The sequence below is a fragment of the Sphingobacterium sp. SGG-5 genome, assembly GCF_011043525.1.
Classification (GTDB): Bacteria; Bacteroidota; Bacteroidia; order Sphingobacteriales; family Sphingobacteriaceae; genus Sphingobacterium.
In genome coordinates this window covers 263,374-288,779 of sequence record NZ_JAAKGO010000002.1, presented here as the reverse complement: position 1 = coordinate 288,779, position 25,406 = coordinate 263,374, and the positions used below count along the sequence as shown (strand labels likewise).

The window sequence follows — 25,406 nt, the reverse complement described above, 5'->3', positions numbered from 1 at the left end:
AATTTGAAAACATGAAAATCTGAGTGAAAGGTAGTTTCTTATTTCTTGATATAAGCCACCTCTTTTACCGCTTTTACGATTTTTTCTATGTTAGGTAAAGTTGCTTCGACTAAAGTAGGCGCATAAGCAAGAGGGACATCTGCTGATGTTACCCGTGTCACTGGTGCATCCAGGTAGTCAAAAGCGTGCTTTTGAACATGGAAACTTATCTCGGAAGAGATGGAGGCTAATGGCCATGCCTCTTCGACGATAACCAAACGGTTTGTTTTCTTTACGGAAGAAATGACGGCAGCAAAATCGATAGGACGTACAGAACGCAAGTCTATAAGTTCTACGCTCACACCTTCTTTTTTCAACTCTTCAACTGCAGGAATAACGACGCGCGGCACCATCTTACCAAAGGAAACCACCGTGACGTCAGAACCTTCTTGAATCGTGTGTGCTTTTCCGATAGGTAGATAATATTCTTCTTCTGGCACTTCACCCTTATCGCCATACATGACTTCCGATTCCATGAAAATAACCGGATCCGGATCGATGATGGCAGACTTCAACAAGCCTTTTGCATCATATGGATTGGAGGGGATAACAACTTTTAACCCTGGTGTATTGGCATACCAATTTTCGAAATTTTGAGAGTGCTGTGCTGCTAATTGTCCAGCATTTCCGGTAGGTCCGCGAAAAACAATCGGGCAAGAGAATTGTCCACCTGACATTTGACGTATTTTTGCAGCCGAGTTAATGACTTGATCAATAGCAACCAATGAGAAGTTGAATGTCATAAACTCTACGATAGGTCTCAGACCATTCATGGCAGCACCAATTGCGATGCCGGCGAAACCAAGTTCGGCAATAGGTGTATCAATTACACGTTTGGCTCCGAATTCGTCTAACATGCCTTGACTTACTTTATAAGCGCCGTTATACTCGGCTACTTCTTCGCCCATTAAAAATATAGCTTCATCTTTACGCATTTCTTCGTTCAACGCTTCACGAAGTGCTTCTCTGAATTGTATTTCTCTCATCAGTTTTTAAAATAGTTCTTTTTAAGAATACGCAAAATTACTATTTTAAAATGATATTTTGAAATAGAATCACCGTAGAAATAAAGCAGAATTAGACGTCAAAAAATTGTTAAGCCAATGGTTTAGATTTCGGATGGCTAAAGGGATATCCCATGCTGATTTATCCCGCGCCTCCACATAATTGGAAATCGATCGGACCTGTATACAGGGCATGTTTTCTTCATGACAGACGTAAAATGCCGCAGCACCCTCCATACTTTCAACGTGTATTTCAGGTAGCCTTTTCTGGAGGTGTGCAATTGAGGTGAGGGATCCATGCACTTTGTTTACCGTGATAGCCTGTACGCGTGGTAGATCGGTCTGGACGCTATCTATGGGTAGGCTAGACCAGGACGATGATCCAAAGCCCAGCTCCTCTATCGGGATAAAACCTTCGCTGCTCTCGGCACCCAACTCGGAAAGCGTATCGTGAATAATCTCCACAACCGAGCCGATGGCTATGTTGTGCGAGAAGCTGCCTGCAATGCCGACATTTAGTACGAGCGAAGAAGGAGAGCGGGCTAATGCTTTTGTCAGCGCATATGTCGTGGCGAGCATACCAACTCCCGTAACGATATAAGGAATCCTGTGCTCTTCAAAGAACGGGATGCTTGGCATAATTTCAGCCTGTGTTGCAGCGACAATTAAGGGTTTTGGATGCATACCTTTTGTTTTGGATTACTAAAATATAGATTTTTAGGATTATCTTTGTATATCATGATATATATAACACGACGGGAACGATTTTGTGCAGCGCATAAACTGCATCGTGATGATTGGACGGCGGAACAGAACGAATCCGTATTCGGTTACTGTGCTAATCCCAACTGGCATGGACATAATTACGAGTTGTTTGTGACCGTGAAGGGAGATATTAATCCCGAAACGGGTTTCTTGATCGATTTGAAAACGATGAAATCGATCATTCAGGAAAGTATTGTCAAACGGATGGATCATAAAAACATCAATTTGGATGTGGATTTTATGGAGGGGAAAATGGCATCCACGGAAGTGATTGCCATGGAAATTTTTAAAGTTTTGAAACCTCTTTTTGAGCTGGAGAATGTTATTCTGCACAGTGTTCGGTTGGTTGAAACGGAAAACAATTCGGTGGAGTATTTTGGTGATTAATATAGATTATGAATAATAAGAAAATAAGCGACCTAACGGAATTTAACGAAGAAATTGACGGCTATGTGAAGATCGATCAATACAATGTGGATTATGTTGATCGGATAGCTCGGCATTACGTGGATATCTTAGATGCACTTGGCGAAAACCCACATCGGGAAGGTCTTGTTAAAACACCCGAACGTGTGGCTAAGGCGTTGCAATATTTGACGCACGGCTATAATGTCGATGCTGCGGAACTATTGCGTAGTGCTATGTTTGAAGAGGAATACAGTCAAATGGTCGTGGTGAAAGATATCGAGGTATATTCGATGTGTGAGCACCATATGTTGCCATTTTTCGGCAAAGCTCATATCGCTTATATTCCCGATGGACACATTGTGGGCTTGAGTAAAATTCCACGTGTTGTGGATGTGTTTGCGCGAAGATTGCAGGTGCAAGAACGTTTGACGAATGAAATTCGGGACTGTATACAGGAGACGTTGAAACCTGCGGGTGTGGCAGTAGTTATCGAATGTAAACATATGTGTATGGCGATGCGGGGTGTACAGAAACAAAATTCAGTAACGACGACGTCCGCTTTTACAGGGTCTTTCCAGAACGATGTCACACGCTCTGAGTTTTTACGATTGATTACCGCTTCTTTGGACTAAAGAACAGTTGAGGAGATGCTATGATTTCAAGTGAGAATATACATGCGTATTTAGAGCAGACTTGCGATCAGGAAAGCACCTTGTTAAAAAAAATACATCGGGAGACCTATTTGAAGGAAACGATGCCACACATGCTATCCGGGCATTATCAGGGGCGGGTATTGACTATGCTCAGCAAATTAGTCTCGCCTAAAATGATATTGGAAGTCGGTACATTTACCGGATATGCCACGTTGTGTCTGGCAGAGGGGCTACATGAGGAGGGAAGTATCCATACGATCGATATCAACGAGGAGTTAGCGGAGCGGGTCTCAGGCTATTTTGAGGAGTCACCCTGGCAGGCTAAAATACATTATCATTTAGGGGACGCACAAACTGTCATACCGCAGATCAAAGGTACATTTGATCTGGTATTCATCGATGCAGATAAAAAGCGCAATAGTTTGTATTATAATATGATTATCGATCGTGTGCGGCAGGGCGGGCTGATTTTGATTGATAATGTGCTGTGGAAGGGCAAGGTTGTCGACAAGGCCCCGGATAATCAGACAAGACAGATAATCTCCTTAAATAATGAATTGACTGAAGATGAGCGTGTAGAAAAATTGATATTACCTATACGTGACGGACTATTTGTATTGCGGAAGAGATAATTATTGGACAAAAATAAAAATAATGGTAAAATCGCTACTGGCTATAGTTGTATGTTTCATTTTATTTTCTTCCTGTGCTACCCGAAAAGGCACAGTTTTATCCGGCCCACAGACGAAGTCGAGTCCGCAGCCAAAAAGAACTGGCGGAATTTCACTATCGGGACAGGATTATATCAACCGCTATAAGGATATTGCTATCCGGGAGATGAATCAATATGGAATACCCGCAAGTATTAAGCTTGCTCAGGCATTGCTCGAGTCAGGAAATGGGAATAGCTACCTGGCGAGGAATGCGAATAACCACTTCGGAATAAAATGTGCCGGAGACTGGAAAGGGCAGCGCGTTATTCAGTCCGATGACAATCCCAATGATTGCTTCCGAGTATATAAGGATCCAGAGGATTCGTTTGAAGACCACTCCCGTTTCTTGCTGAGAAAACGTTATGAAAAGCTCTTTACATTGGATAAAAACGATTATAAAGGCTGGGCGAGGGGACTGAAACAGGCAGGCTATGCGACAAATCCACGCTACCCGGAATTGCTGATTGATCTCATAGAGCGGTATGAGCTATACCGGTATGACCGGACCGAGTCCTTTCGAGAAAAGGAAAAAAGAGAAGATAAGATTGAGACTATAATAGAAACGAAAGTAGATCTGGCAACCGTAGATAATACCGCACAGATAAAAACACCCGTTAAAATGACGATTTATGAGGTAAAGGCCTCTGATACATTATATGCTATCAGCCGTAAATATAATGTTACAGTAGAACAGATCATGGAGCTCAACGGCCTAACGGCCGACAGTTTAGCCATAGGGCAGCTGTTAGTCATTACGAAATAACATTAAAAATCGTAGTTTTACGAGAATGAAGACTATTGTCGGATTTTTCTGCCCATTCTTTTTATTTTTGTTTTATACCCTTGGGTATGGGCAACAGAAAGTGGCTGGCATTGTTTTGGATAGAAACACGAAACAACGCGTCGCGCGGGTCTTGCTGATAAATACGACCTCGGGAGCAAATGTTTTCAACAACGCGAGAGGCGAATTTTCGTTAGGGGTACAGCAGGGAGATACCCTCATTGCCCAGAGAGAAGAATATAAAAGTGATACGTTGGTTTACGTGGGACAAGAGGTTATGGTGTTTAACTTGCAGAAGACTTCGATATACATTGAACCCGTGACAGTTGTTGCGAAAAAGAATCCCGATGAGATTTTAGCACAACGTCGGATCGATTACGCAAAGGCTTACCGAATGGCGGATGCAGGCGATTATTTTTCGGTAGGTCCGAATGGAGCCGGGTTGAGTATCAATACGATATTTAACTTTTTGAGCAAGGAGGGAAAGAACGCAAGAAAGTTAACGGCATATTTCCAGCAAGAGTATGAAGAGAACGTTGTGGATTGGAAATTTTCGCGGAATTTAGTAAAAAGTGTGACAGGGCTGGAGGGTGAACTTTTAGATAATTTTATGATAAGATATCGGCCTTCATATTATTTTGTGCAAGAAGCAAACACCTATGTGCTAACGGCCTATATCCGTTCAAAATATGAGCAATTTAAAATAAACCCTTATTTTAAGCCCTTACCTGATTTAACGAAAATAAAAATTGATGAAAAATAACACAATGAATTATAGATATCTCCTGAGCATGATGTTAGGTATGTGTATGACAGCCTGGGCTTATGGGCAAGAGAACTTAAAGGAATTGCGTGATCGACCTGAATCAAGGTTGACGAAACAAGATACCGTCGAAAAGGTTGAGGTTAACCCTATTCAGGTACCTATACCCAAGCTCGGACTGGAAGTTAACTATTGGAAACATTGGACGAAATTTGGGATCAACACAAATCAGGCGTCTTTTAGTGATAACTGGAGTGCGGGTGGAGTAAATTCGGTGTCCATAGGTGGATTAGCCTGGCATAAATCCGATTATACACGAGATAATTTCAATTTTGTAACGGAGCTGGATCTAAAATACGGTAAGATAAAAAACAAGGACCAACTGGCAAAGAAAAACAATGACCGGATTTTCTGGGATAATAAGCTCTCTTATAAATTTACAAAAGATTGGGCAGTTTATTTTTCGGTGACCTTCGAATCCCAATTTGATATTGGATACAGTTATATCACCGATAAAGAAACCAAAGAAGAGCGGGTAAAGGATGTGCAGACTGCATTTTTAGGTCCGGGATATTTTACGGAGTCATTCGGTTTGGAATATAAGCCGGATAATACTTTTTCGCTCCGTTTGGGTACCGGTACCGCGCGTCAGACTTTGATGATAAACGACAGGTCCCAACCCCTTACCGTCGCGGAGTATGCCGATCGTTATCCGGACAACGATCCGCTAAAAGAAGACCAGAAGAAATTTGGTTTGACACCGGGGTATACAGTCAGAAATGATCTGGCTTTTCAGGTTACTGCTAATCTGGACCGTAATCTATCGAAAAACCTGAACTTGAAATCACGTTATAACTTATTTGCTGACTACCGGGAGCTAAGCAAACCGGATCATCGTTTGGATGTAACCTTATCTGCAAAAGTCACCCGTTTGGTCAATGTAACGCTGACGGGAATCATGTTGTACGACAACGACTGGATTATGGAAGAGGATACGAAGGCTAAAATTCAGTATAGCCAGGCATTGGCCTTGGGTATGGTCTTTTCATTGCCGAGATAGGGACATCGTCTATGAAACGCTTTTCTTTTGTGGTAAGTATCGGCATATTGATATTGGCAGGCAGCTGTGTGTCAAAGAAACGAACTTTGCCGAGAGTTTTGGAAAAAGAGCAGCCGGACAAAGTTGTGATTGATACGGCAAAATTAAACCTTTTATTGGGTCAGAAAGGGAAGGTTAACGACTTGGAGAGAGATACATTTGTATTAGAAGGAAAACACTTTGCCGATACTGTATTATCACCGGAAGAGAAGATTGTCCTTCAAAAAAGAGGGGGCATATATAAGCAAGCCGATTGGGCAAGCGCTATCCATTACGATCTCCGTAGACCGAATTTTGTTATTATTCATCATACTTCACAGCATAGCGTTGCACAAACAATACGTACCTTTCAGTTGGAGCACAGTCAGGTTAGTGCGCATTATGTGATCGGAAAGGACGGACGGATTATTCAGATGCTGAATGATTACGAACGAGCTTGGCATGCCGGATATTCAAAATGGGGGCCGGTTACAGACCTCAATTCGGTATCCATTGGTATCGAGCTGGATAATAACGGAAGCGAGCCATTCCCCCAAGAGCAGATCGACTCGCTATTGGTGCTTTTGGATACACTAAAAGCGCGATATGCTATCCCACAACAGAATTTCATAGGTCATGGAGATGTGGCGCCTACACGAAAGAATGATCCTAACGTGTTTTTCCCGTGGAAAAGGTTAGCAGAGCGTGGATTTGGCATCTGGTATAACGAAGACTATCTATTAGCGCCTCCTGTTGATTTTAATCCAGTCGACGCTTTTAAAATAATGGGTTATGATACGAACAACCTGGAAGCTGTGATAATAGCTTTTAAAAGAAAGTTTATCGTCAGCGAGGTAAATAAAATACTAACTCCCCACGATAAAGCCGTTTTGTATGATCTCTATCGGAAATACTATTAAACAGGCCTTGCTAAAGTTATTTTCTAAAAGCAGCTTTGATCCGATCTACATAGTCCAGCTTCTCCCAAGTAAACAGTTCGACTTGCAGTTGTTTCTGTTCTCCCATCGAGCTCTCGAAGGTTTTCGTCACTATTTGGTTGGTCCTCCCCATATGGCCGTATGCAGCGGTTTCAAAATATATAGGTTGGCGGAGTTTTAGGCGCGTTTCGATACCATAAGGCGTCATGTCAAAAAGCTCAGTGATTTTCGAAGCAATTTCGCTGTCTGAATAGTCAACTTTTGCAGTTCCGTAGGTATTGACATAGATCCCCATGGGATCTTTTACCCCGATTGCATAGGAAATCTGTACGAGAATCTCATCGGCTATACCGGCAGCAACTAAGTTTTTGGCAATATGCCGGGTCGCATAAGCTGCTGACCGATCCACTTTTGAAGGGTCTTTGCCGGAGAATGCCCCTCCTCCGTGTGCACCCTTGCCACCGTATGTGTCGACTATGATTTTACGACCGGTAAGGCCCGTATCGCCATGAGGTCCGCCTATCACAAACTTTCCTGTTGGATTGATATGATATTTGATCTCCTCATTAAATAGTGCTTGTAATTCGGGCTTTAGCTGAGCTTTCACACGTGGAATTAGAATGTTTTTAATATCCGCACTAATTTTTTCCTGCATGCCCTCCTCTGTGTCGAAATCATCATGTTGCGTGGAAATAACAATAGTATCAATACGGATAGGTTTATGGTCATCATTGTATTCCAAAGTTACCTGCGACTTTGCATCGGGTCGCAAATAGGTGATCTCATCATTTTCACGACGTATAGCAGCCAATTCATAGAGTAGGCGATGGGATAAGTCAAGGGCTAGTGGCATATAATTATCCGTTTCATTGTTTGCGTAACCAAACATGATTCCTTGATCGCCTGCTCCTTGCTCCTGTTTCGTTTTACGATCCACACCTTGGTTAATGTCCGCAGATTGTTCGTGAATTGCAGAAAGAACACCGCAAGAGTTGGCTTCAAACATATATTCCGATTTTGTATAACCGATTTTCTCAATAACTGATCGGGCTATTTTTTGAACGTCAAGATAAATATTGGACTTTACTTCGCCAGCAAGGACAACTTGTCCGGTAGTGACCAAAGTCTCTATGGCGACACGAGCGTCTTCATCCCAAGCTAAAAAATTGTCTATTAATGCATCTGATATTTGGTCTGCAATTTTATCCGGGTGTCCTTCGGATACGGACTCAGATGTAAATAAATATGCCATACTAATGTTGAATAACGTTATACAAAAGACAGAAGCAGAATGTATTCTGTAGAGAAGAAGCAAAAACAGTAGGTAACGGTTTTTAGCACTTTTTTTCTGTGGTTGCAATCTCCTTTTTTACGTTTCATGTAAAATGCAAATCAATCCACTTTTGTCGGCACAAAACTACAACTCTTTTAGAATTAATAAAAGTTAATTTGTACATATTAGTATATTTACAATTTGTTAGCAACAGCCTATGCAAGGTCAACGGAAGATATTATTTGTGATTAACCCCATTTCCGGAGGTAAGAAAAAGACAGCGTTTAATAAGACGGTGCTGGAGGTATTGGATTTGGAAAAATTCCATCCTACATTTCAGCAGACTGCGGGGCCTGACCACGCCTATGAGATCGGGCGACAGGCGATAGCCGACAAATACGATGCCGTAGTTGCCGTAGGAGGTGATGGTACGATTAACGAACTTGGTTCCGCTTTAGTCGGTAGTGACATCCCGCTGGGAATTATTCCCGAGGGGTCAGGCAATGGCTTAGCCTTATATTTAGGTATTCCATTAAATGAGACCGCAGCGTTACGTCGTATCAATAGATTTGATATACAAGAAGTCGATTCAGGCGTTATTAATGGACACCCTTTCTTCAATATAGCCGGTCTCGGTTTTGACGCTTCTGTCAGTGATAAGTTTGCTACCGAGCAATTACGTGGACCAGTTGGATATTTGAGGACGATAATCAATGTATTGGGAAAATATAAACCCTGTAGATATCAACTGAACATCGATGGCAACGAATATGAGAGAGAAGCATTTATGATTAGCGTCGCCAATTCTCCCCAGTATGGAAACAATGCTTATATAGCACCAAATGCTTCGGTAAATGATGGGTTGCTGGACGTATGTATTGTGAAAAAATTTCCACTTTACATCCTTCCGATGATGGTGTATCATTTATTTAATCGATCTGTAGATCAATCGGAGTACGTCGAAATTATTCCGGGGAGAGAAATTAAAATAGAACGTATTGATGATGGTCCGGTACATGTAGATGGTGAGCCGCTAAACATTGAGGGTAACTTGCATATACATGTGAAACCGAATTCTTTAAAAATAATTTGTTAACAGCTATGGCAAAAAACAAAAAACAGCGATTTGAAGGTGTAGTCTATTCTACTGATACAGATTTTTCCTATCAGTTGGCGGATGATATGCGAGAGATCGATACCTTATCGAACGATAGGCAGAAACTGAAGGTAGTGCTGGATAAAAAGGCACGTAAAGGAAAGGTGGTAACTTTAGTGGAGGGATTTGTCGGTTCGGAAAAAGATTTGCAAGAGCTGGCCAAGATTCTAAAACAGAAGTGTGGCGTTGGCGGTAGCGCCAAAGACGGTGAAATTCTAATACAGGGCGACTTCAAACAGCGGGTATTTGACTATCTAAAAACGAGTGGTTACGGCGTTCGATTGCTATAAATAATTTAGGGTTATACTAAATCTGATGTTTCGAACGTTGTAGGATGTGAAATTAGTTCGTCCAAAAGGATAAAGAGGTGATTATATAAGTGAACACTTACTTATTTTTAACATTTAGCTGTTTATTAATTTGCATATCAAAAAAAAAATGGTTTTTATTGCATAATATTTGTAGACAGGAGGGCGAAATAGCAAAGACGCTCGTAGGGGTATGGATGCCGCTGATGCTCAACCTCTGGATAAAACAATGAATGCTTTTAAATTAATTGCGAAAAAATTTGACTTTTATTCCAAAATGGTATATTTGTTATGGAAACGTCAAATTTTAGTGATGAATTTTGCATATAAAAAGGATCAACATAAATAATTTAAACAAGTAAAATCTAAAAATTAGTAAAATGGCAAACGCACCAAAAACTAACAGCCCAGCGAAAAAAGAAAGTGGCAATTCAGGTAATTTATTTGCGAGTTTAGCAATCGTTATTTGTTTTATAGTGGGTTATCTCGTGTGGCAATATGTAATGGGTAATCCGAATAACTTCCAAGGTGGGGATCGGGAGAATCAACCTGTGCCCGGTAACTATGCAGGTATGATATATCATGCTGGAGTAATTGTTCCTATCTTATTAGGGCTATTTATGATGGTATGGGTATTCGCTATTGAGCGTTTTATCGTAATAGGCAAGGCTTCCGGTACGGGGAATGTAGGTAATTTTGTAAGAAAAGTACAATCCTTGTTGAAAACTGGAAGTATCGATACAGCTATTGCTGAGTGTGACAAACAAAAAGGTTCGGTAGCGAATGTCATCAAGGCTGGTCTATTGAAATATAAAGATGTAGAAGCTAACCCAGGTTTAGATGCTGAAAAGTCTGCATTGGCTATTCAAAAAGAGATCGAAGAAACAACAGCTTTGGAAATGCCTATGTTAGAGAAGAACTTAAACGTATTAGCAACATTAGTTTCTATCGGTACATTGACAGGTCTATTAGGTACTGTAACCGGTATGATTAAAGCGTTCTCTGCTTTGGCAACAGGTGGAGCACCTGACTCTGCTAAATTGGCGAATGGTATCTCCGAGGCGCTTATCAATACAGCAACAGGTATTGCAACATCGACTTTTGCGATCATCATGTACAATATCCTAACGGCTAAGATTGACAAATTAACATACTCTATCGACGAAGCTGGTTTCTCTATCGTACAAACGTACGCTGCAAACCACAAATAGGTAAAAGTTGCGGTGCCGAAAAATATTTTTCATTTTTTTATGGAAATTGATTTCGGCGCGCATCATAAACATAAAAGAAATAGAGTTGTTCATTATAAATGATTAAAAAGAAATGGGAAAAGCAAAAATAAAAAGAGCAAGCACGTCGATCGATATGACGGCGATGTGTGACGTATCTTTCCTGCTTCTTACGTTCTTCGTTCTTACCGCAACGGCAAGACAGCCTGAAACATTGACTGTCGATACAGCGCCGTCGTATTCACAAGCAAAACTTCCCGATGGCAATCTCGCTATTATCACTGTGGGTGATGAAGGGAAAGTTTTCTTCAGCATGAGCGACCAGAATGTTCGTGTGGAGGCTTTGAAAAGTATGGGGACACTATATGGAATTGACTTTACGCCAGCGGAGCAAGCACAATTTCAAGGTATGGAAGATTTTGGGGTACCTATTCGTAATATGAAAGAGCTTTTAGCTATGGATCCCGGAGCAAGGGCAGCAGTACAGAAAGGAATACCGGTGGATTCGACTATGGACGCTTCAAATGAGTTGTTCTCGTGGGTGAAGCAAGCTAGGTTAGCATCGGCAAAGATATTACAAAATAGAGCTATAGAAGACGGAAAAGATCCTGACGATATCGATCTATTAACAGTGGCGATTAAAGCGGATGCAGATGAGAAGTTTCCAAGCTTGAACCTGATAATAGAAACGTTACGTAACCAGAAGCAGAATAAGTTTAGTTTCGTTACAGGGCTAAAATCAGCGGATCAATAATAATAAAAAGCAAATGGCAGAATTAAATCAAGATACCGGCAAGCAGGGTAAGGGTGGAAAAGTAAGAGCAAAAAAGAATGGTGGTAAAGTAGACCTTACCGCCATGGTAGATCTCGCGTTCTTATTGATTACATTCTTCATGCTGACCACCTCCTTGAATAAACCACAAGCGATGGACGTTGCTATGCCCGATAAAAACGTAGAGACGGACAAGCAGACAGATATCAATGTCGATGAACACAGAAGTGTCACACTCGTGCTTGGGTCTGACGACAAGATCGTCTGGTATCAGGGAGCAGTAGCAGAGCCTATTACACCTCCTACCGTGATAGATTATAGCAAGGAGGGCTTACGTGCAGTTCTATTAAGGATGAAGCAGATAGTGCCTCAGCAAACAGGCGGAAAAGATATGATTGTGGTTATTCGTCCGAGCGAGAAATCTGTTACACGAAACATTATCGATGCTTTAGACGAAATGAAAATTGCAGATGTGAAGCGCTACATGATATCGAACCGTATCATGAAAGAAGAAATTGAGCTATTGGAAAAGGAGAATATATATAACGACTAATAGAAGTTATATGTGTTGTATAAAACAAAAATAATATGTTTGAAAAATTAAATATATTTAAGAGTGAGTGGCTTGATGTAGTCTTCGAAAACAGGAATAAGGCTTATGGGGCTTATGAACTGCGTAGATTGGGTCCAAAGGCAACGAACACAGCATTGCTGATCGTTTTGGCAGTGGTTGCAGTGTTCGCTATTCCGCAGGCATTCAATATCAAGTTGTTTAAAAACTCAGAGCCTCCCAAAGAAGAAATCGCTTTCACGGAAGAATTGACTTTGGAAGACTTACCAGAGTTGCCCGAAGAAGAAGAGAAGCCACCGGTAGAAGAAGAAGCACCTCGGATTGCGGAATCAAAACCTGCACTTGATGTCGTAGCGTTGCCAGAGATCAAGCCTGTTCCTAAGGAGAAGGCAGTGGTTGAAGAGGTAGCTACGGTTGAGGAAGCAACTGATAAAAAGAAACTAATTGGTCCTGTAGCAATGAAAGGGATGAAGGGAGGTAGTATTACTACGGAAGGAAAATGGGGCACGAAAGATGTGGCGGGATCAGCTACAGGTAGTACAAAAGGTGTCGAAGGCGGTACTGGCGACGGTGAGCGTATCTTCGAATCGGTAGAAATTAACCCATCTCCAAAGGAGGGTATGGATGCCTTTAGAAGATGGATTGCAGACAATTACCAGTATCCTGCTGGAGCGATTGATGCAGGGGTCAAAGGTACTGTAACGGTTTCTTTTGTGGTGGAACGAAACGGCGAACTTACAGATATCAAAATTCTGAAAGATTTATCTTACGGCACTGGTCAAGCAGCGATTAATCTCTTAAAAAGAGCGAAAAAATGGAATCCCGGTATACAGAATGGACGCCCGGTTCGGGTAGCGTATACACTTCCGATCCGCTTGGACTTAACACAGATGTAATGAGTTTTAATAGGAACTCAAGAAATAATAAATTTAAACAGAAATCGCCAACACAGCGATTTCTGTCCATTTTGGGACTATGTATGTTCTTGTTTTATTTCATACTGGGCCTGTTGATTATCTTTTGGAAAAACTTTCCATTGGAGATCAACCCGACATATAAGAATATGTTTGGTATATTGTTGATTGTATATTCGTTTATGCGTTTTGCAAGACTGTGGCAGAACAATTTCATCCGTTAAAAATTGTTAAGACTTAATCCTTTTCTAAAAATTTTATTCATATTGACATGAAGGTTGGAGGACACGTTATTGTTTTTTTTGTTTCTTTCCTGATGATGGCAGCTTGTTCTTTCGATAAAAAGGGAAAAGAAAAAAAGGATGATATATTATCGGGGGAACTTTCCATTAGTGTTGATGAAACAATTCTGCCTCTATTTTTAGAGCAGAAAGAGGTCTTTGAAAGTTCATACTATAATGCGAAGATCCATGCTTTAGCGAAGCCGGAAGTGCAAGCTGTCAATGCGGTGCTAAAAGGCAAAGCACAGATTGCATTTCTGACGAGGAGCTTTTCAGAAGACGAGAAGCAATATTTTAAAAGTCAGTCTATCAATGGGCGAGTGTATCCGGTAGCATACGATGGTATAGTTCTTGTAGCGAACGCGGAGGCTATAGATACAAGTATGCGGGTAGATGATATTATCGCATTACTGAAAGGTAATAAAGTAAGAGACGTCAGGTTGGTGTTTGATAACTTAAATTCCAGTGTCTTGCGTTATTTTATTGATTTGGGAAAACTTGATAAAGTTGCCAATACATATGTAGAAACATTAAACGGGAGCGAAGAAGTATTGGAAGAGATTGTAAAAGCACCTCACAAAATTGGTTTTATAAGTTACAATCAATATTTATCTTTGAAAAGTTCTTTTACAGAAATAGGGAAAATTCGTATCTTAAGCGTGCTAAATGAAGATGGGGGGCGACAACGATATGTTTTACCTTCTCAGGCAAGTCTTTCGACAGGAGAATATCCTTTAAAAAGGACAATATATGTGTTGAATTATCAACCTAATATGGGCTTAGGTGTTGGTTTTTCAGCATTTATGACAGGAGATCGAGGGCAAAGAATAGTATTAAAATCGGGCTTGTTGCCTGTAACGATGCCAGGCAGAGAGATTATAATTAGAGATAAAATAGAATAGTAAATAAAAATAAGATTATAAATACGATGATGACAAAAGGTAAATTATTTTTGAGTCTTTTAATGGTGGGAGCCGTAGTCGGTTCCGCTACAGCACAAAGATTAAAAGATGCAAAAGCAGCTATGGAAGCGGAGCAATATGATAAGGCAAAAGAGATGCTGCAGACATTGGTAGATAAAAAGCCAAAGGATGGTGAGAATTACTTTTATTTAGGTCAAATATATCTGATCAACGAGAAAGTTGATTCGGCGGCCTTAATATTTGGCCAAGGCCTAACGAATGCGCCGAAAGAGACGTTGAATCAAATCGGTATGGGTATAGTTGATTTGGAAAAAGGAAATGAAACTGCTGCCGAACAAAAATTCGTTAGTGCTACATCAGATCTGAAGAAAAAAGATTATCTTCCTTTATACTATATCGGCCGAGCTTATATCGATGCGCCGAAGCCAGATTATGCGAAGGCAATTGATTATCTCACGCAAGCAAAAGCTAAGAATCTGAAAGATCCTGAAATCTTAGTAGGATTAGGCGATGCTTACAGTGGGATACAAGGAGAAGCAAGTAATGCTTATGTGAATTACCGAGATGCGTTAAATTTGGATCCCAATTTGGTAAGGGCACATGTTGGACAAGCTATTATCCAACGCCGGGCACAGGCTTATGACGTAGCGTTGGAGAACCTATCGGAGAAAGCAAAGGAATACCCCAGCTTTGGACCGATTTATCGGGAATTGGCAGAGACACAATTGGAGTTAGCTAAAACGCTTCCTGATAATACAGACGAAGAAAAGGCAAAATACGAATCGGAAATCAAAAAGGCGGTAGACTATTATAAACAATATCTACAGGTTACCGGTGATAAATCGGTCGAGGCTAATGTGCGTTACGCTGACTTCTTGGTATGGGGACAACAATATGAGGAGCTGAAGAATGTAGCTCTTCAATTGGCGAATGCCCCAGGTGTAGATGCTAAGGTATACCGTTATTTGGGTTTGATTGCTGTCAATCAGGATGGTGACTTCGAAAAAGGGGCAGAATATTTTGACAAGTTATTTGCGGAAGCCGATACAAGCCGTTTAATTGATATCGATTATCTATTTGCTGGTTTCGCCAATATTCAGACAGGGAAAGCCGATAAAGGTGTTCCATATTTAGCTAAGGCGTTAGAAAAAAATCCAGAAATTATGCCTGAAATTGGATCTGCAGGTATGTTGGCATTCCAACAGGGAAACTATGATGTAGCATCGGCCATATTAAGTGTGCCTGCGAAGCAAAAGGGTACGGATTATTATTATGAGGCAAATTATGTGTTGGGAAATGCGAGTTTCCGTTCAGGAGTAGCCAAAAAAGAAGCGGCTACAGCCGCAGCACAGGGCGACTCAACGAGTGTGACCCCTGTAGATACAGCGTCTTATATGCCGGATTTCCGCAATGCGTTAAAGGCTTTTGATGTCATCATTAAGTCTAACGATCAAAAGGTGTATGATGAGTATTTGGCAGGAGCACTTTATTTGACGGGTTACGTTAATATTTCCTTAGATAATGTCAATCCGGAGACGCCTGAACTATGTAAAGGCTTGTTTGTTCCCGCTTTCACGCAGTTGACACAACTATTGAAGGATAAGCAGCTTCAAGGGAAAGAACTGACAGATGCCGAGCGCGGTTATTTGGTTGATGCATACAATTATATCGGCTATTATCATGTAACGAAAGAAGATTATGCAAGTGCATTAGCATCATTTGAAGAGACTGTAAAGGTTGCACCTAATGATGAGTTTGCGAAGGCATATATTGAATATTTAAAGAGCTAATTGCATATTCGTTTGTTTATAGAAAAAGGGAATCCAGAGAAGGGTTCCCTTTTTTCTTAAAGATCACGAAAGCCTGCTTTCAATAAGCATTATTTCCAGCTCTGCGAGATCTCGGGCGATAATATCGGGTACGGTGTCCGAATGCCCAACGATATCCATCGTCGTCTCACCCGAGAGGACAAGAACGCCTGCCGCTCCCGCATTTTGCGCCATCTTGACATCGGTATATATCCGATCGCCTACCATTAAAACTTCAGAAGATTTCAGCTTATAACGGTCCAAAATCCCATCCAACATACTGGGGTTTGGCTTCCCGATGACGATATCTGGAAATCGGCCGGTCGCATGTTCGATACAGGTATATATTGCACCACAATCGACCAGAATAGTTTTCCTATCTGTCGGGCAGACCCGGTCTGGGTTGGTCGCTATATACGGGATTTTCTGAGAGACCCACCAGGAAGCCCTGCATAGCCGTGTATAAGTCAAAGACATATCAAAGCCGACAACAACAACATCCGGGACATCCTCTTCGTCGTCAGCCGTAGAGCTAAACCCAGCCTCCTGAAACTCGCTAATCATACTGGGGGTGCCTAGGATGAAGAGTCTTTTTGCCCGAGGCATTTGCGCTTTTATATAAGCTATTGTAGCCTGAGCCGAAGTATACATTTCTTCCTTTACCGCTTTTATCCCCATCCCCGATAAATGAATCAGATAATCGGAAGTGCTTTTTGACGGATTGTTGGTTAAAAACGAATATCCGATACCCATCTCCTTCAATTTGGAAAGAAAGGGGATTGTAAAAGGAAATAAGGTCCTGCCATTATAAATAGTGCCATCCATATCTAATGCGATATGTTTGATGTTTTTTAAACAATTGTATAGTTTATCCGTAGTATCCAGTTTTGCACTGGCCGTATAAGAGTGTGCTGTCATGTATTAATTGTTCGTGTTTTTTAGTTTTCTTCCAATCCTTCTTCTTCATAGCCATGCGCCTTGGCTTTCCACATCAGCGCAAAGATAAATACGCATAGCACGGCCATACCTATCATCATCATAAAAACATAGTCCCAAGCTCTTCCGGGGTTTACTTTATTGATGGTGTCCACCATAAAACCGATTCCAAAGCCAGATACGAGGCCGCTTGCGTAACCAAATAAACCTACTACACCATTGGCAGTGGCGGCAGCTCTATTGGTCGCCTGATTGGCCGCGGCGATGCCGATCAAGGCCTGTGGCCCATAGATGAAGAATCCGCACGTCGCCAAGGTTAATATCATGCCCCAAGATGGTGTGCTATCTGGTAAGTATAAAAATAGAGTCATGAATATGGCGACACCTATCATACAATATAAAGACGTACGGTGTGCTTTTCCTCCAAGATACCTATCGGTTGCCCATCCAGCGGCAAGCATACCGACAATGCCGAAAATTTCGAAAACGGCTACTGTCCATCCCGCATCGGTCAATGTCATGCCATGCGCTTCCTTTAAAAATGTCGGTCCCCAATCCAGTACAGCAAAACGAACGACATACACGAAGAAATTGGCAACCCCTAAGATCCATATCCATTTATTACGATAAACGGCTTTACGAACGAAAGCCTTAAATTCAGCAGATGAATTCTTCCCTTTTTTGTGAATCTTGTGCAATTCCGTTAATCCTACAGAGGATGGCGTGTCACGCAGCCCTAAGAATAGTCCGATAGACCCGGCTAAAGCTATTGCTGCAGGTATCCAAAAACACCACTTCCAGGCGCCGTAATGTGAGGCAGACTCCAGTACACTTTTCATGCGTTCGGAATCTGAAAGGTCCACATTGAGGTTTGCCGCAATCGCTGCGACTACCTCTGGATTATTGCTCATATTGGTGCCCAATGTGCCCATGATGTAACCCGCAAGAATGGCGACTAAGGCCGCTCCGATGGAATGAGAGGTATTCCATACCGACATTTTGGTCGCCAGTTCGTTTTGCGGTATCCAGTGGGTCAGCAAGCGCGCGACAGGCGGAAAACCGCTTCCCTGAAAAAGATTGTTAGAAATCAGGATGATACCGAACAGAAGCACCATCGTGTTGGTAAACATTGGCCCACTCGTTTGTCCGGTAAACAAGGTACTGAGATCGGTGCCAAAACCAAAAGCAAAATTAGCAACGGCACATAAAAGTAACCCTATTGACATGTGGTAGCGGGCGTTGAAACGATCTGCTAAGATGCCATTCAGAAATCGTGATACGCCATAAACAATCGTAACCAACGTCATGATAATCCCAAAACTTGTTTTTGTAATGCCGTATTCGGCTGTCAGTCCCGGAATGGCAAAAGAAAAGTTTTTACGCACAAAATAGAAGATGGCATAACCTATCATGGTAGCAATAATAGTACGTGTTTGCCAGTATTTGAATGTCTTAGACGTTTCTGGAGAAGATGTGACCTCTTTCATATTGTTTTATTAAGGTTTATTATTTGCTGACGGGGTTATTCAGCTTCAATTCCCAAACACCGCCCTTTCCGAATAGTTTATCCAGAAATAAATCTAATGTGTTAGTTCGAACTAACAAATCCAAGATAGTAAAACGTCGGCGGATATATTGTGCTCGGATAAAAGTTTTTTTCAAATACGCTTTTGATAAGTCGATATGTGCCGGCTCATAGGGGGCACCGACCGTTTTAAGCCGATTTTTGGCCTCTTCAAAAGTGACAAGTTGAGCTTGTAATCTTTCTTTAATAGTAGGCCAGCTGTCTTTTAACAGTTGCAACTGTTGCGCTAATGTAGCTGCGTCTATGTATTTTGCACGCGTTTCCTGTACACCGATGTCGGGGAAGTCTGTATGTTGGAACAGCTCCCGGGCTTCTTGTTCCAGTTTTTCTGCCGAAGGCCATGCGGCACAGCACGCCGCAATATCCAGCTGGTCAAACGGATATTTTAGCACTTCTTCATAAAGTGCGGTGATGGCCAGTGTGCCTATGGCTACTTGAAAGCCATGCGATATAGGTGCACCGTTATTTGTGTGGTGCTCCATGTTCCATAGGTGGCTGAATTGATGTTCAGCACCGGAAGCCGGTCGGGAGGATTTTGACCATTGCATCGCAAATCCACCTAACATCAACCCGCTGATCAGTTCTCGTATAGCCGCCACATTTCCCTGCCGTACACCTGCCGGGTCAGAAAGCGCGTCATGCAGCCCACCCTGTACAATGCTCCAAGCTTGTGGATCTATAGGCTCCACCTGTAGGCTGTCGGCTAATATCCAATCCGCTCCGGCTGTCATCTTAGCAAATAGGTCCGCATATCCGGCAGCAGTCATCTCTTCAGGTGCTTTCCGAATGATTTCGAGATCGGCAACGCAGACTTTGGGAGCAGGGCAAGTGAAAGTCTGTTTAGCGCCATGTGCCGTGATCGACGCACCGAAAGCCGTGTAGCCATCCATGGAGGCTGCTGTGGCGATGCACATATATGGCCTGCCGTTTTGATGTGCAGCGAGTTTTGTAAGATCGTTTATCGTGCCGGAACCAACGGCAATGGGCATTGCGTCATGGTGGCCCAATGATGCGGATAGTTGTTCTACGTAATTATACTCGGCATATAATTCAGGATCGTCGAATAGGAAAGGCGGTTCTTGCGGTATACCACTCTTCTCCAATAATTCGTAAACCTCCTGTCCCGCTATGGCATACGTCGTCTTGTCTGCGACGATCACAGCTTTGCTTTTTCCAAAATATGACTTGAATAATTCAGGAACTTGATAAAGGATGTTGCTTCCTATGAGCAGATCTTTGGTTTCACTCGCTGCCTGCAACGCAGCCTCTACTTTTGTCGACATGTTGTTTAAAAATTTTTGCTGTTTAGAACATTCCAAACTTCTATTGGAAGATCCGATTCGATAATATCCGGTCTTTTGTTTATCTCTTCTAGGTAACGTTTGTCCCGTTCCGTAGAAATCTTGATTTTGTCATGAGAGGGAGCGACAGAAATCATGCACCTTACACCTTTTGTTCTCAGCTTCTTCACGATAGCTTCGTTTTTCTCATCGATTGTCCACCCTACATAAGCGATCATACTTTTCCAGGGTACTCCTGAAATTTCCATATCGGCATATTCCTTTGCATTTCGGGCAAAAGCCGAAAGCATAATGTTCGGGAAGCGATCATAATAATATCGGGCCTGTGCCCCCGTGTGAACGGTCAACATGACATGTTTTTCAGCTTTGTGTTTCTTGATCAGCTCAGCAATCATATACATCGGAACGTCTTTTTTATCCAAATTGATGACCGTTTTACCCCTACTCCAGCGGATGACCTCTTCCAATGTTGGTATTTTATAATCGGTGACATTTCCCTTTGCATCTTTCAATCTCACCGACGCTAATTCGGCATACGTATAATCGGAAAGCTTTCCCGTAGCTGTTGTAGTCCTATCCAATGTAGCGTCGTGCATCAACACAATAACACTATCTTTCGTGAGGCGAGGGTCAATTTCAAAAAAAGCCGGCATGGTCTCTAATACACCTTGCAGACCCTCTAAGCTATTCTCGGGGAAATCTATACCCCCTCGATGCCCGCTTATGATGATGCTGCCATCATTTTTATAGTTGAAAAAGCCCTGTAGTTCTTCCACATTATGAAAATTGAGATAGTTGGATTTTTTTTCCGGCTTTTTAGATTGTGCATCACCTATGTTTGGGAGAAACAAAAAAGTTACCACCCATAGCAAATAATTGGATTTAGATCTGCTCAATAATTTTTTTAAAAACTTCATACCTATATTTTTATCTTCGGTTTATTCTTTTTTAATAAAAATCCTCTCAATATACAAATTTAGAAAAGAAAACGAAAAATAAAAACAAATCGAAAGATATAGATTTCGAAATGATTATTAATTGCAACCAAACGAAAAAGAAGTAACGGCACTTCTTTTAGTTAAAAATAGGTGTTTATCGTAATCAGGAAGAATGTTGAAATCGTCTACTATCGTGCTGATTTATAAATTAATATTTTTATTTTTAAGCGATTTTCATTTGTAGGCCCTTTAGTTGTAGAACTATTGCCACACATTAAAAATCTTTCGAGGTCTGTAGATAAAGGCCTACAGGACGAATAAAGCAAGCTTGTTATCTTTGCCAACGATGACCTCACATAGTCATTAACTGTAAAACTTTTAAAGTTATGAAGAAAAAATACCTAGGATTAGCAATTATTCTTTTTCTTTTGGCCAGCGTAGCGACGGCACAGCAAAAATTAGCAGATGGAACGGATGGAGATGGTATTTCCGCAAATACTGACGCCATTCTGGAATTATCGAGTGCAAATAAGGGATTACTGCATAGTCGTATCAAATTGACACAAACATCGGATGCGGCTCCATTATCTGCCCACGTGGCCGGGATGACGGTGTATAATACAGCGACAGCAGGCTCTGGAGCGACAGCGGTAACCCCTGGGTATTATTATAATGATGGTACGCAGTGGGTGCGGATAGCTTCCATTAATGATTTGCCTGAATTGACAAATATCTATAACGCTGACGGAACGCTCACAACAGATCGCACAGTGACTTTAGATGGTAATCAACTTACGATCCTGGGAAAGAATCAAGAGACCTTCTGGTCTCTTCATTCTGGAATTGTTCAAAGAGCGTTGGATACCTCTCCCTATCAGGAAGCGAGTATGTCCTTTATTGCCCCCGATAAAGATGGTGATGGAGATGAGTCCGTTCTAAGTATTCAAGCATATTCTGAAAGTTCAGCACAGATTTATGCAGGAAGAGATGCTGCTGATCTTACTATAGGCACACATGCCACAACCACTTCAGCTCCTATATTGTTCAATACTAGTAGTGGCAATGGTGCCCTTGCTACCGAAAAAGCAAGAATTACAGGAGAGGGTAACATGGGAATAGGGATCAATGACCCTACTGAAAAATTGGATGTTGGCGACGGGAACCTCCGCGTGAGAGATATCGGCTCCTTAACAGGAACTGTAACTGACAAAGTGGTAGTCGCCGACGCGGACGGTGTGCTGAAAACTTTAAAAGCAGCCATGCCTAAATTTTTTTATATGCCTTCGCTTATGGTGCCGATAAGTGAGGCACAGTTGAATGCAGCAAATTCAGGAAAGCTGGCGGGCGATAGCTTTGACGATGGTACACATACGGGAGTCATCACACTGTATGGTCGTTACAATATACAATTTGGGTCTACAAGGCCGAGTAGTCCATCAGCACCTTTATTGCCGGTATTACCATCATCGGAGTTGCACTACTATGTAACCTGGTATGACCCCACTGTATTTACGTCGGTATCTATTGATTCAGATGGCCTAATGACCTATGTTGTCGCGGCTGGTGTAGACGTTACAGAACGATCATTTATGAATATCGTATTCGCAGTCAAGGAAGATAATGAGTAACTGTTAGGACGTGTTAGAATGAGGGTTACCTACAAAGATGTATGAGATGAAAAAATGGCTAATTATATGGGTTGGAATATTGACTAGCTACCATCTGATGGCACAGTCCGGTGCTGGCAGTTATGAAACAAGCAACGGTCAGGAATACATCAGTACGGGCAATTATAAGTTTGTCTATGCGGAGAGTCTGTATGTTGGTCCCGATGCCGATTGGCAGATCCATGGTGAAGTGCATATCTATAGCCGTAATATCTGGATAGCACCTACAGCCAAGATTTCGGGCAGTGGGATACTGTATATCCACAGTCCAGGCGATAATCCTTTTTATGAAGGTTGGCCCGATGCTGCTACACATATCGATGGTAATGATGGAGTTTTTATCGATATCAATATCGTATTAGATAATAAGGACGGTTTGGTGTTGACAGACATACACGTGACAGATTATGCCGGTGCATCGGGTGATGCCGCACGTTTGGCGGCACTCAAAATAGGCAAATCCTTGGACCTGCGCGTGGATGGAGCAAGTATTTATCTCAATGGCTTTGACCTGGAGTTGTCCGATGCCGGCAATCTGTTGAATTATAACCTCAACCGTATGGTGGTAACAGGAGACAAGCTGACCGGACATATGATCAAGAATTACACCATAGCAGAAAGTTTTGTGTTTCCATTGGGGGTAGCGCAGGGTAACTACACGCCGGCACGTCTGACTCCGGAGTTAGCTTCTTCGAGATTGCATGTCTCGGTCAACAGCTACGCCGTTTCTAGCTTAAATATTACGGATGAGACTATGGGTATGGATCGGGTTTGGAATATATTCGCCGACCGGTCCATGCGGATGGATTACACCCTTAGCCACAACAGTTTGACCAATGGTATAGCCTATGTGGACGCATCAGCCCGAATTGTGCAGAATGCCGATGCAGGCAACTGGATAGGTGATGTGACTACCCTCGATGGCCCCGGCATACATACTCGGAAAGACATCCAGACCGTGGCAGGACCTACACTGTCCGGCACATGGTTTACGAAGTTCACACAGATTGGACCTACGGCTACCGATGATGAAGGTACATTGGAATATGGTGCCGATATCACAATAAATGTATTGGAAAACGATATTCCCGGCTCCAGCGCGATCGATCGTGGATCTGTAACCATCGTATCTCCCCCATCCAACGGAAGTGTTGCCGTCAATGCGGATGGTAGTGTGACCTATACACCAGACGATGGTTTCTTAGGCGAAGATATCTTTGAATACGAGATTACGGACGAGAATGGCCTGACGGCACGAGCATTCGTACGGGTCACCGTACTGCCGCGGGAGCTGCATATACCGAATGTGATCACGCCGAATGGGGATGGTAAGAACGATCGACTGGTTATTGTCGGGCGCGAGGGGTACGACAGGATCGAGATTGTGATCATAAACCGCTGGGGTAATGAGGTGTACCGTAACGTGGACTATAAGGATGAATGGGAGGGTCTTGGACTGAATGAAGGCACGTATTTCCCGATCATCCGTGCGATAAAGGGCAGGGAAGAACGCGTATTTAAAGGACATGTATTGATTAAGCGTAAATGATAATGAGGAGGGATATTATTTGAAGAAATAAAAGATGTGATGAAAAAAGGAATAAAATATTTTGGAATCAGTCTGGTGGTTTTATTGGGAGGAAGTGTGCTCGCCCAACAAAATATCCAATTTACGCAGTACATATTCAATTCGATCAGCGTGAATCCGGCCTATGCAGGTTATAAGGAAGAGTGGTTTGGCCAGTTGGGATTGCGTAGTCAATGGACGGGTTGGAACGGGGCTCCAAAAACAGGGTCACTGTCTATCGACGGAGTGCTGGATCCAGTAGGCCGACGTCATGGAGTCGGTCTGCAGATTACAGGGGATAAGCTCGGTGCTCAGGCAGCGGTGAGTGCTTATGCAAATTATGCCCTAAGATTACAGCTGGATCAATATGATGAACACCGTTTGGCTTTGGGTATTGCCGGCGGGGTGACGCAGTATGGTCTTGATGGTAATAAGTTGGATCCCTTGGATTATGGCGATGAGCTTCTTCCTGAAGGTAAGCTCGTAACTTGGCGGCCCGATATCCGATTAGGTGTGTATTACAGCAATCCGAGCTGGTATGCCGGTGTATCTATACAGGATCTATTCGCCGGAACAGCAATCGGTGAAGACTTTCAGTTTAATCAAAATGCGCTGGAAAGTATTTACCGCAAAGTGCATGGATATCTCATAGCAGGGGCTCTTTTTGAGCTGGAAGAAGGTTTGCTGCTGCGACCCAGTCTGTTGGTCAAGGACGATTTCCGTGGACCTACGACCTTAGATGTGAATGCGATGTTGATCTTCAACGGAAGGTTTTGGATCGGAGGTGGGTATCGCACGCGCGCCCGTCTATTCCATAGGGAATACCAAGACCAATCGCCCAACAAATTGAGCGCATTTAATTCTTTCAGCGGCATCACGCAGTTCTACGTTAGCCCGAAGGTTCGCATCGGTTATTCCTATGACCATATGCTGAATCGGATGTCAGGATTACAAGGAGGTACTCACGAGGTCACATTGGGTGTTACCTTTGGACGTACCGGCCAGCAGGTTTTAAGTCCGCGCTACTTCTAATGG

Annotated in this window: 26 protein-coding genes; 19 read left to right on the top strand and 7 right to left on the bottom strand. The window is 42.4% G+C overall.

From position 1 onward, the window contains the following. Nucleotides 1–38: 38 nt before the first annotated feature. Nucleotides 39–1,025 carry a pyruvate dehydrogenase complex E1 component subunit beta gene (locus G5B30_RS03540; RefSeq protein WP_165318579.1) on the bottom strand — a complete coding sequence of 329 codons (987 nt, stop codon included), beginning with the start codon at nucleotides 1,023–1,025 and terminating at the stop codon, nucleotides 39–41. A 69-nt stretch (nucleotides 1,026–1,094) separates the two neighbouring features. Continuing rightward, nucleotides 1,095–1,727 carry a futalosine hydrolase gene (gene mqnB, locus G5B30_RS03535; RefSeq protein ID WP_165318578.1) on the bottom strand — a complete coding sequence of 211 codons (633 nt, stop codon included), beginning with the start codon at nucleotides 1,725–1,727 and terminating at the stop codon, nucleotides 1,095–1,097. Nucleotides 1,728–1,781: 54 nt separating this feature from the next. On the opposite strand from mqnB, the gene G5B30_RS03530 reads away from it, so the two are divergent. Genes G5B30_RS03530 through G5B30_RS03500 form a run of 7 tightly spaced genes read left to right on the top strand, consistent with a single transcriptional unit; the run spans nucleotide 1,782 to nucleotide 7,124 of the window. Further along, on the top strand, nucleotides 1,782–2,195 hold the full coding sequence (locus G5B30_RS03530) for a 6-pyruvoyl trahydropterin synthase family protein (protein ID WP_165318577.1): 414 nt from the start codon (nucleotides 1,782–1,784) through the stop codon (nucleotides 2,193–2,195). Between the two features lie 8 nt (nucleotides 2,196–2,203). After that, complete coding sequence (folE, locus tag G5B30_RS03525) at nucleotides 2,204–2,848, top strand: GTP cyclohydrolase I FolE (RefSeq protein WP_165318576.1); 645 nt, start codon at nucleotides 2,204–2,206, stop codon at nucleotides 2,846–2,848. Nucleotides 2,849–2,868: 20 nt separating this feature from the next. After that, on the top strand, nucleotides 2,869–3,501 hold the full coding sequence (locus G5B30_RS03520) for an O-methyltransferase (RefSeq protein WP_165318575.1): 633 nt from the start codon (nucleotides 2,869–2,871) through the stop codon (nucleotides 3,499–3,501). A 22-nt stretch (nucleotides 3,502–3,523) separates the two neighbouring features. Beyond that, nucleotides 3,524–4,345: a glucosaminidase domain-containing protein gene (locus G5B30_RS03515; RefSeq protein ID WP_165318574.1), complete on the top strand. Its 822-nt coding sequence runs from the start codon at nucleotides 3,524–3,526 to the stop codon at nucleotides 4,343–4,345. Between the two features lie 25 nt (nucleotides 4,346–4,370). Further along, nucleotides 4,371–5,126, top strand: coding sequence for a hypothetical protein (locus G5B30_RS03510; RefSeq protein ID WP_165318573.1), 756 nt, complete (start codon nucleotides 4,371–4,373; stop codon nucleotides 5,124–5,126). Then, complete coding sequence (locus G5B30_RS03505) at nucleotides 5,116–6,186, top strand: DUF3078 domain-containing protein (RefSeq protein WP_165318572.1); 1,071 nt, start codon at nucleotides 5,116–5,118, stop codon at nucleotides 6,184–6,186. The genes G5B30_RS03510 and G5B30_RS03505 overlap by 11 nt, the downstream gene beginning before the upstream one ends. 11 nt (nucleotides 6,187–6,197) lie before the next feature. Then, complete coding sequence (locus tag G5B30_RS03500; protein ID WP_165318571.1) at nucleotides 6,198–7,124, top strand: N-acetylmuramoyl-L-alanine amidase; 927 nt, start codon at nucleotides 6,198–6,200, stop codon at nucleotides 7,122–7,124. 16 nt (nucleotides 7,125–7,140) lie between these two features. On the opposite strand, the gene metK is transcribed toward G5B30_RS03500, so the two are convergent. Next, complete coding sequence (gene metK / locus G5B30_RS03495) at nucleotides 7,141–8,394, bottom strand: methionine adenosyltransferase (RefSeq protein ID WP_165318570.1); 1,254 nt, start codon at nucleotides 8,392–8,394, stop codon at nucleotides 7,141–7,143. 238 nt (nucleotides 8,395–8,632) lie between these two features. Here metK and G5B30_RS03490 point away from each other — a divergent pair, with 238 nt between their 5' ends. From G5B30_RS03490 to G5B30_RS03455, 9 genes are all read left to right on the top strand, one after another. Then, nucleotides 8,633–9,511 carry a diacylglycerol/lipid kinase family protein gene (locus G5B30_RS03490; RefSeq protein WP_165318569.1) on the top strand — a complete coding sequence of 293 codons (879 nt, stop codon included), beginning with the start codon at nucleotides 8,633–8,635 and terminating at the stop codon, nucleotides 9,509–9,511. Nucleotides 9,512–9,516: 5 nt separating this feature from the next. Then, complete coding sequence (locus G5B30_RS03485; RefSeq protein ID WP_165318568.1) at nucleotides 9,517–9,861, top strand: translation initiation factor; 345 nt, start codon at nucleotides 9,517–9,519, stop codon at nucleotides 9,859–9,861. 211 nt (nucleotides 9,862–10,072) lie between these two features. Further along, nucleotides 10,073–10,228 carry a hypothetical protein gene (locus G5B30_RS17255; RefSeq protein ID WP_206367001.1) on the top strand — a complete coding sequence of 52 codons (156 nt, stop codon included), beginning with the start codon at nucleotides 10,073–10,075 and terminating at the stop codon, nucleotides 10,226–10,228. A gap of 31 nt (nucleotides 10,229–10,259) precedes the next feature. Then, entirely contained in the window at nucleotides 10,260–11,090 is an 831-nt protein-coding gene (locus G5B30_RS03480) for a MotA/TolQ/ExbB proton channel family protein (protein ID WP_165318567.1), read from the top strand. Between the two features lie 112 nt (nucleotides 11,091–11,202). Continuing rightward, nucleotides 11,203–11,862: an ExbD/TolR family protein gene (locus G5B30_RS03475; RefSeq protein ID WP_165318566.1), complete on the top strand. Its 660-nt coding sequence runs from the start codon at nucleotides 11,203–11,205 to the stop codon at nucleotides 11,860–11,862. A gap of 13 nt (nucleotides 11,863–11,875) precedes the next feature. Next, a complete protein-coding gene (locus tag G5B30_RS03470; RefSeq protein ID WP_165318565.1) occupies nucleotides 11,876–12,433 on the top strand; it encodes an ExbD/TolR family protein in 558 nt (185 codons plus the stop codon). A gap of 35 nt (nucleotides 12,434–12,468) precedes the next feature. Further along, nucleotides 12,469–13,347, top strand: coding sequence for an energy transducer TonB (locus G5B30_RS03465; protein ID WP_165318564.1), 879 nt, complete (start codon nucleotides 12,469–12,471; stop codon nucleotides 13,345–13,347). 289 nt (nucleotides 13,348–13,636) lie between these two features. Continuing rightward, nucleotides 13,637–14,548: a PstS family phosphate ABC transporter substrate-binding protein gene (locus G5B30_RS03460; protein ID WP_165318563.1), complete on the top strand. Its 912-nt coding sequence runs from the start codon at nucleotides 13,637–13,639 to the stop codon at nucleotides 14,546–14,548. Nucleotides 14,549–14,574: 26 nt separating this feature from the next. Beyond that, a complete protein-coding gene (locus G5B30_RS03455; protein ID WP_240903085.1) occupies nucleotides 14,575–16,359 on the top strand; it encodes a tetratricopeptide repeat protein in 1,785 nt (594 codons plus the stop codon). A 63-nt stretch (nucleotides 16,360–16,422) separates the two neighbouring features. Here G5B30_RS03455 and G5B30_RS03450 read toward each other — a convergent pair whose 3' ends face one another. The 4 genes from G5B30_RS03450 to G5B30_RS03435 are packed head-to-tail and all read right to left on the bottom strand — an operon-like array spanning nucleotide 16,423 to nucleotide 21,116. Beyond that, nucleotides 16,423–17,295, bottom strand: a complete 873-nt coding sequence (locus tag G5B30_RS03450; protein ID WP_165318562.1) for an HAD-IIA family hydrolase — start codon at nucleotides 17,293–17,295, stop codon at nucleotides 16,423–16,425. A gap of 20 nt (nucleotides 17,296–17,315) precedes the next feature. Continuing rightward, nucleotides 17,316–18,800: an MFS transporter gene (locus tag G5B30_RS03445; RefSeq protein ID WP_165318561.1), complete on the bottom strand. Its 1,485-nt coding sequence runs from the start codon at nucleotides 18,798–18,800 to the stop codon at nucleotides 17,316–17,318. Nucleotides 18,801–18,819: 19 nt separating this feature from the next. Further along, entirely contained in the window at nucleotides 18,820–20,181 is a 1,362-nt protein-coding gene (locus G5B30_RS03440; protein WP_165318560.1) for a sn-glycerol-1-phosphate dehydrogenase, read from the bottom strand. A gap of 5 nt (nucleotides 20,182–20,186) precedes the next feature. Continuing rightward, a complete protein-coding gene (locus G5B30_RS03435) occupies nucleotides 20,187–21,116 on the bottom strand; it encodes a glycerophosphodiester phosphodiesterase family protein (RefSeq protein WP_165318559.1) in 930 nt (309 codons plus the stop codon). Nucleotides 21,117–21,523: 407 nt separating this feature from the next. Between G5B30_RS03435 and G5B30_RS03430 the strand changes: the two genes are divergently transcribed. Genes G5B30_RS03430 through G5B30_RS03420 form a run of 3 tightly spaced genes read left to right on the top strand, consistent with a single transcriptional unit; the run spans nucleotide 21,524 to nucleotide 25,403 of the window. Then, entirely contained in the window at nucleotides 21,524–22,765 is a 1,242-nt protein-coding gene (locus G5B30_RS03430) for a hypothetical protein (RefSeq protein ID WP_165318558.1), read from the top strand. Nucleotides 22,766–22,811: 46 nt separating this feature from the next. Beyond that, on the top strand, nucleotides 22,812–24,353 hold the full coding sequence (locus tag G5B30_RS03425; protein WP_240903084.1) for a gliding motility-associated C-terminal domain-containing protein: 1,542 nt from the start codon (nucleotides 22,812–22,814) through the stop codon (nucleotides 24,351–24,353). 39 nt (nucleotides 24,354–24,392) lie between these two features. Next, a complete protein-coding gene (locus G5B30_RS03420; protein WP_165318556.1) occupies nucleotides 24,393–25,403 on the top strand; it encodes a PorP/SprF family type IX secretion system membrane protein in 1,011 nt (336 codons plus the stop codon). The last annotated feature ends 3 nt before the right edge of the window (nucleotides 25,404–25,406 follow it).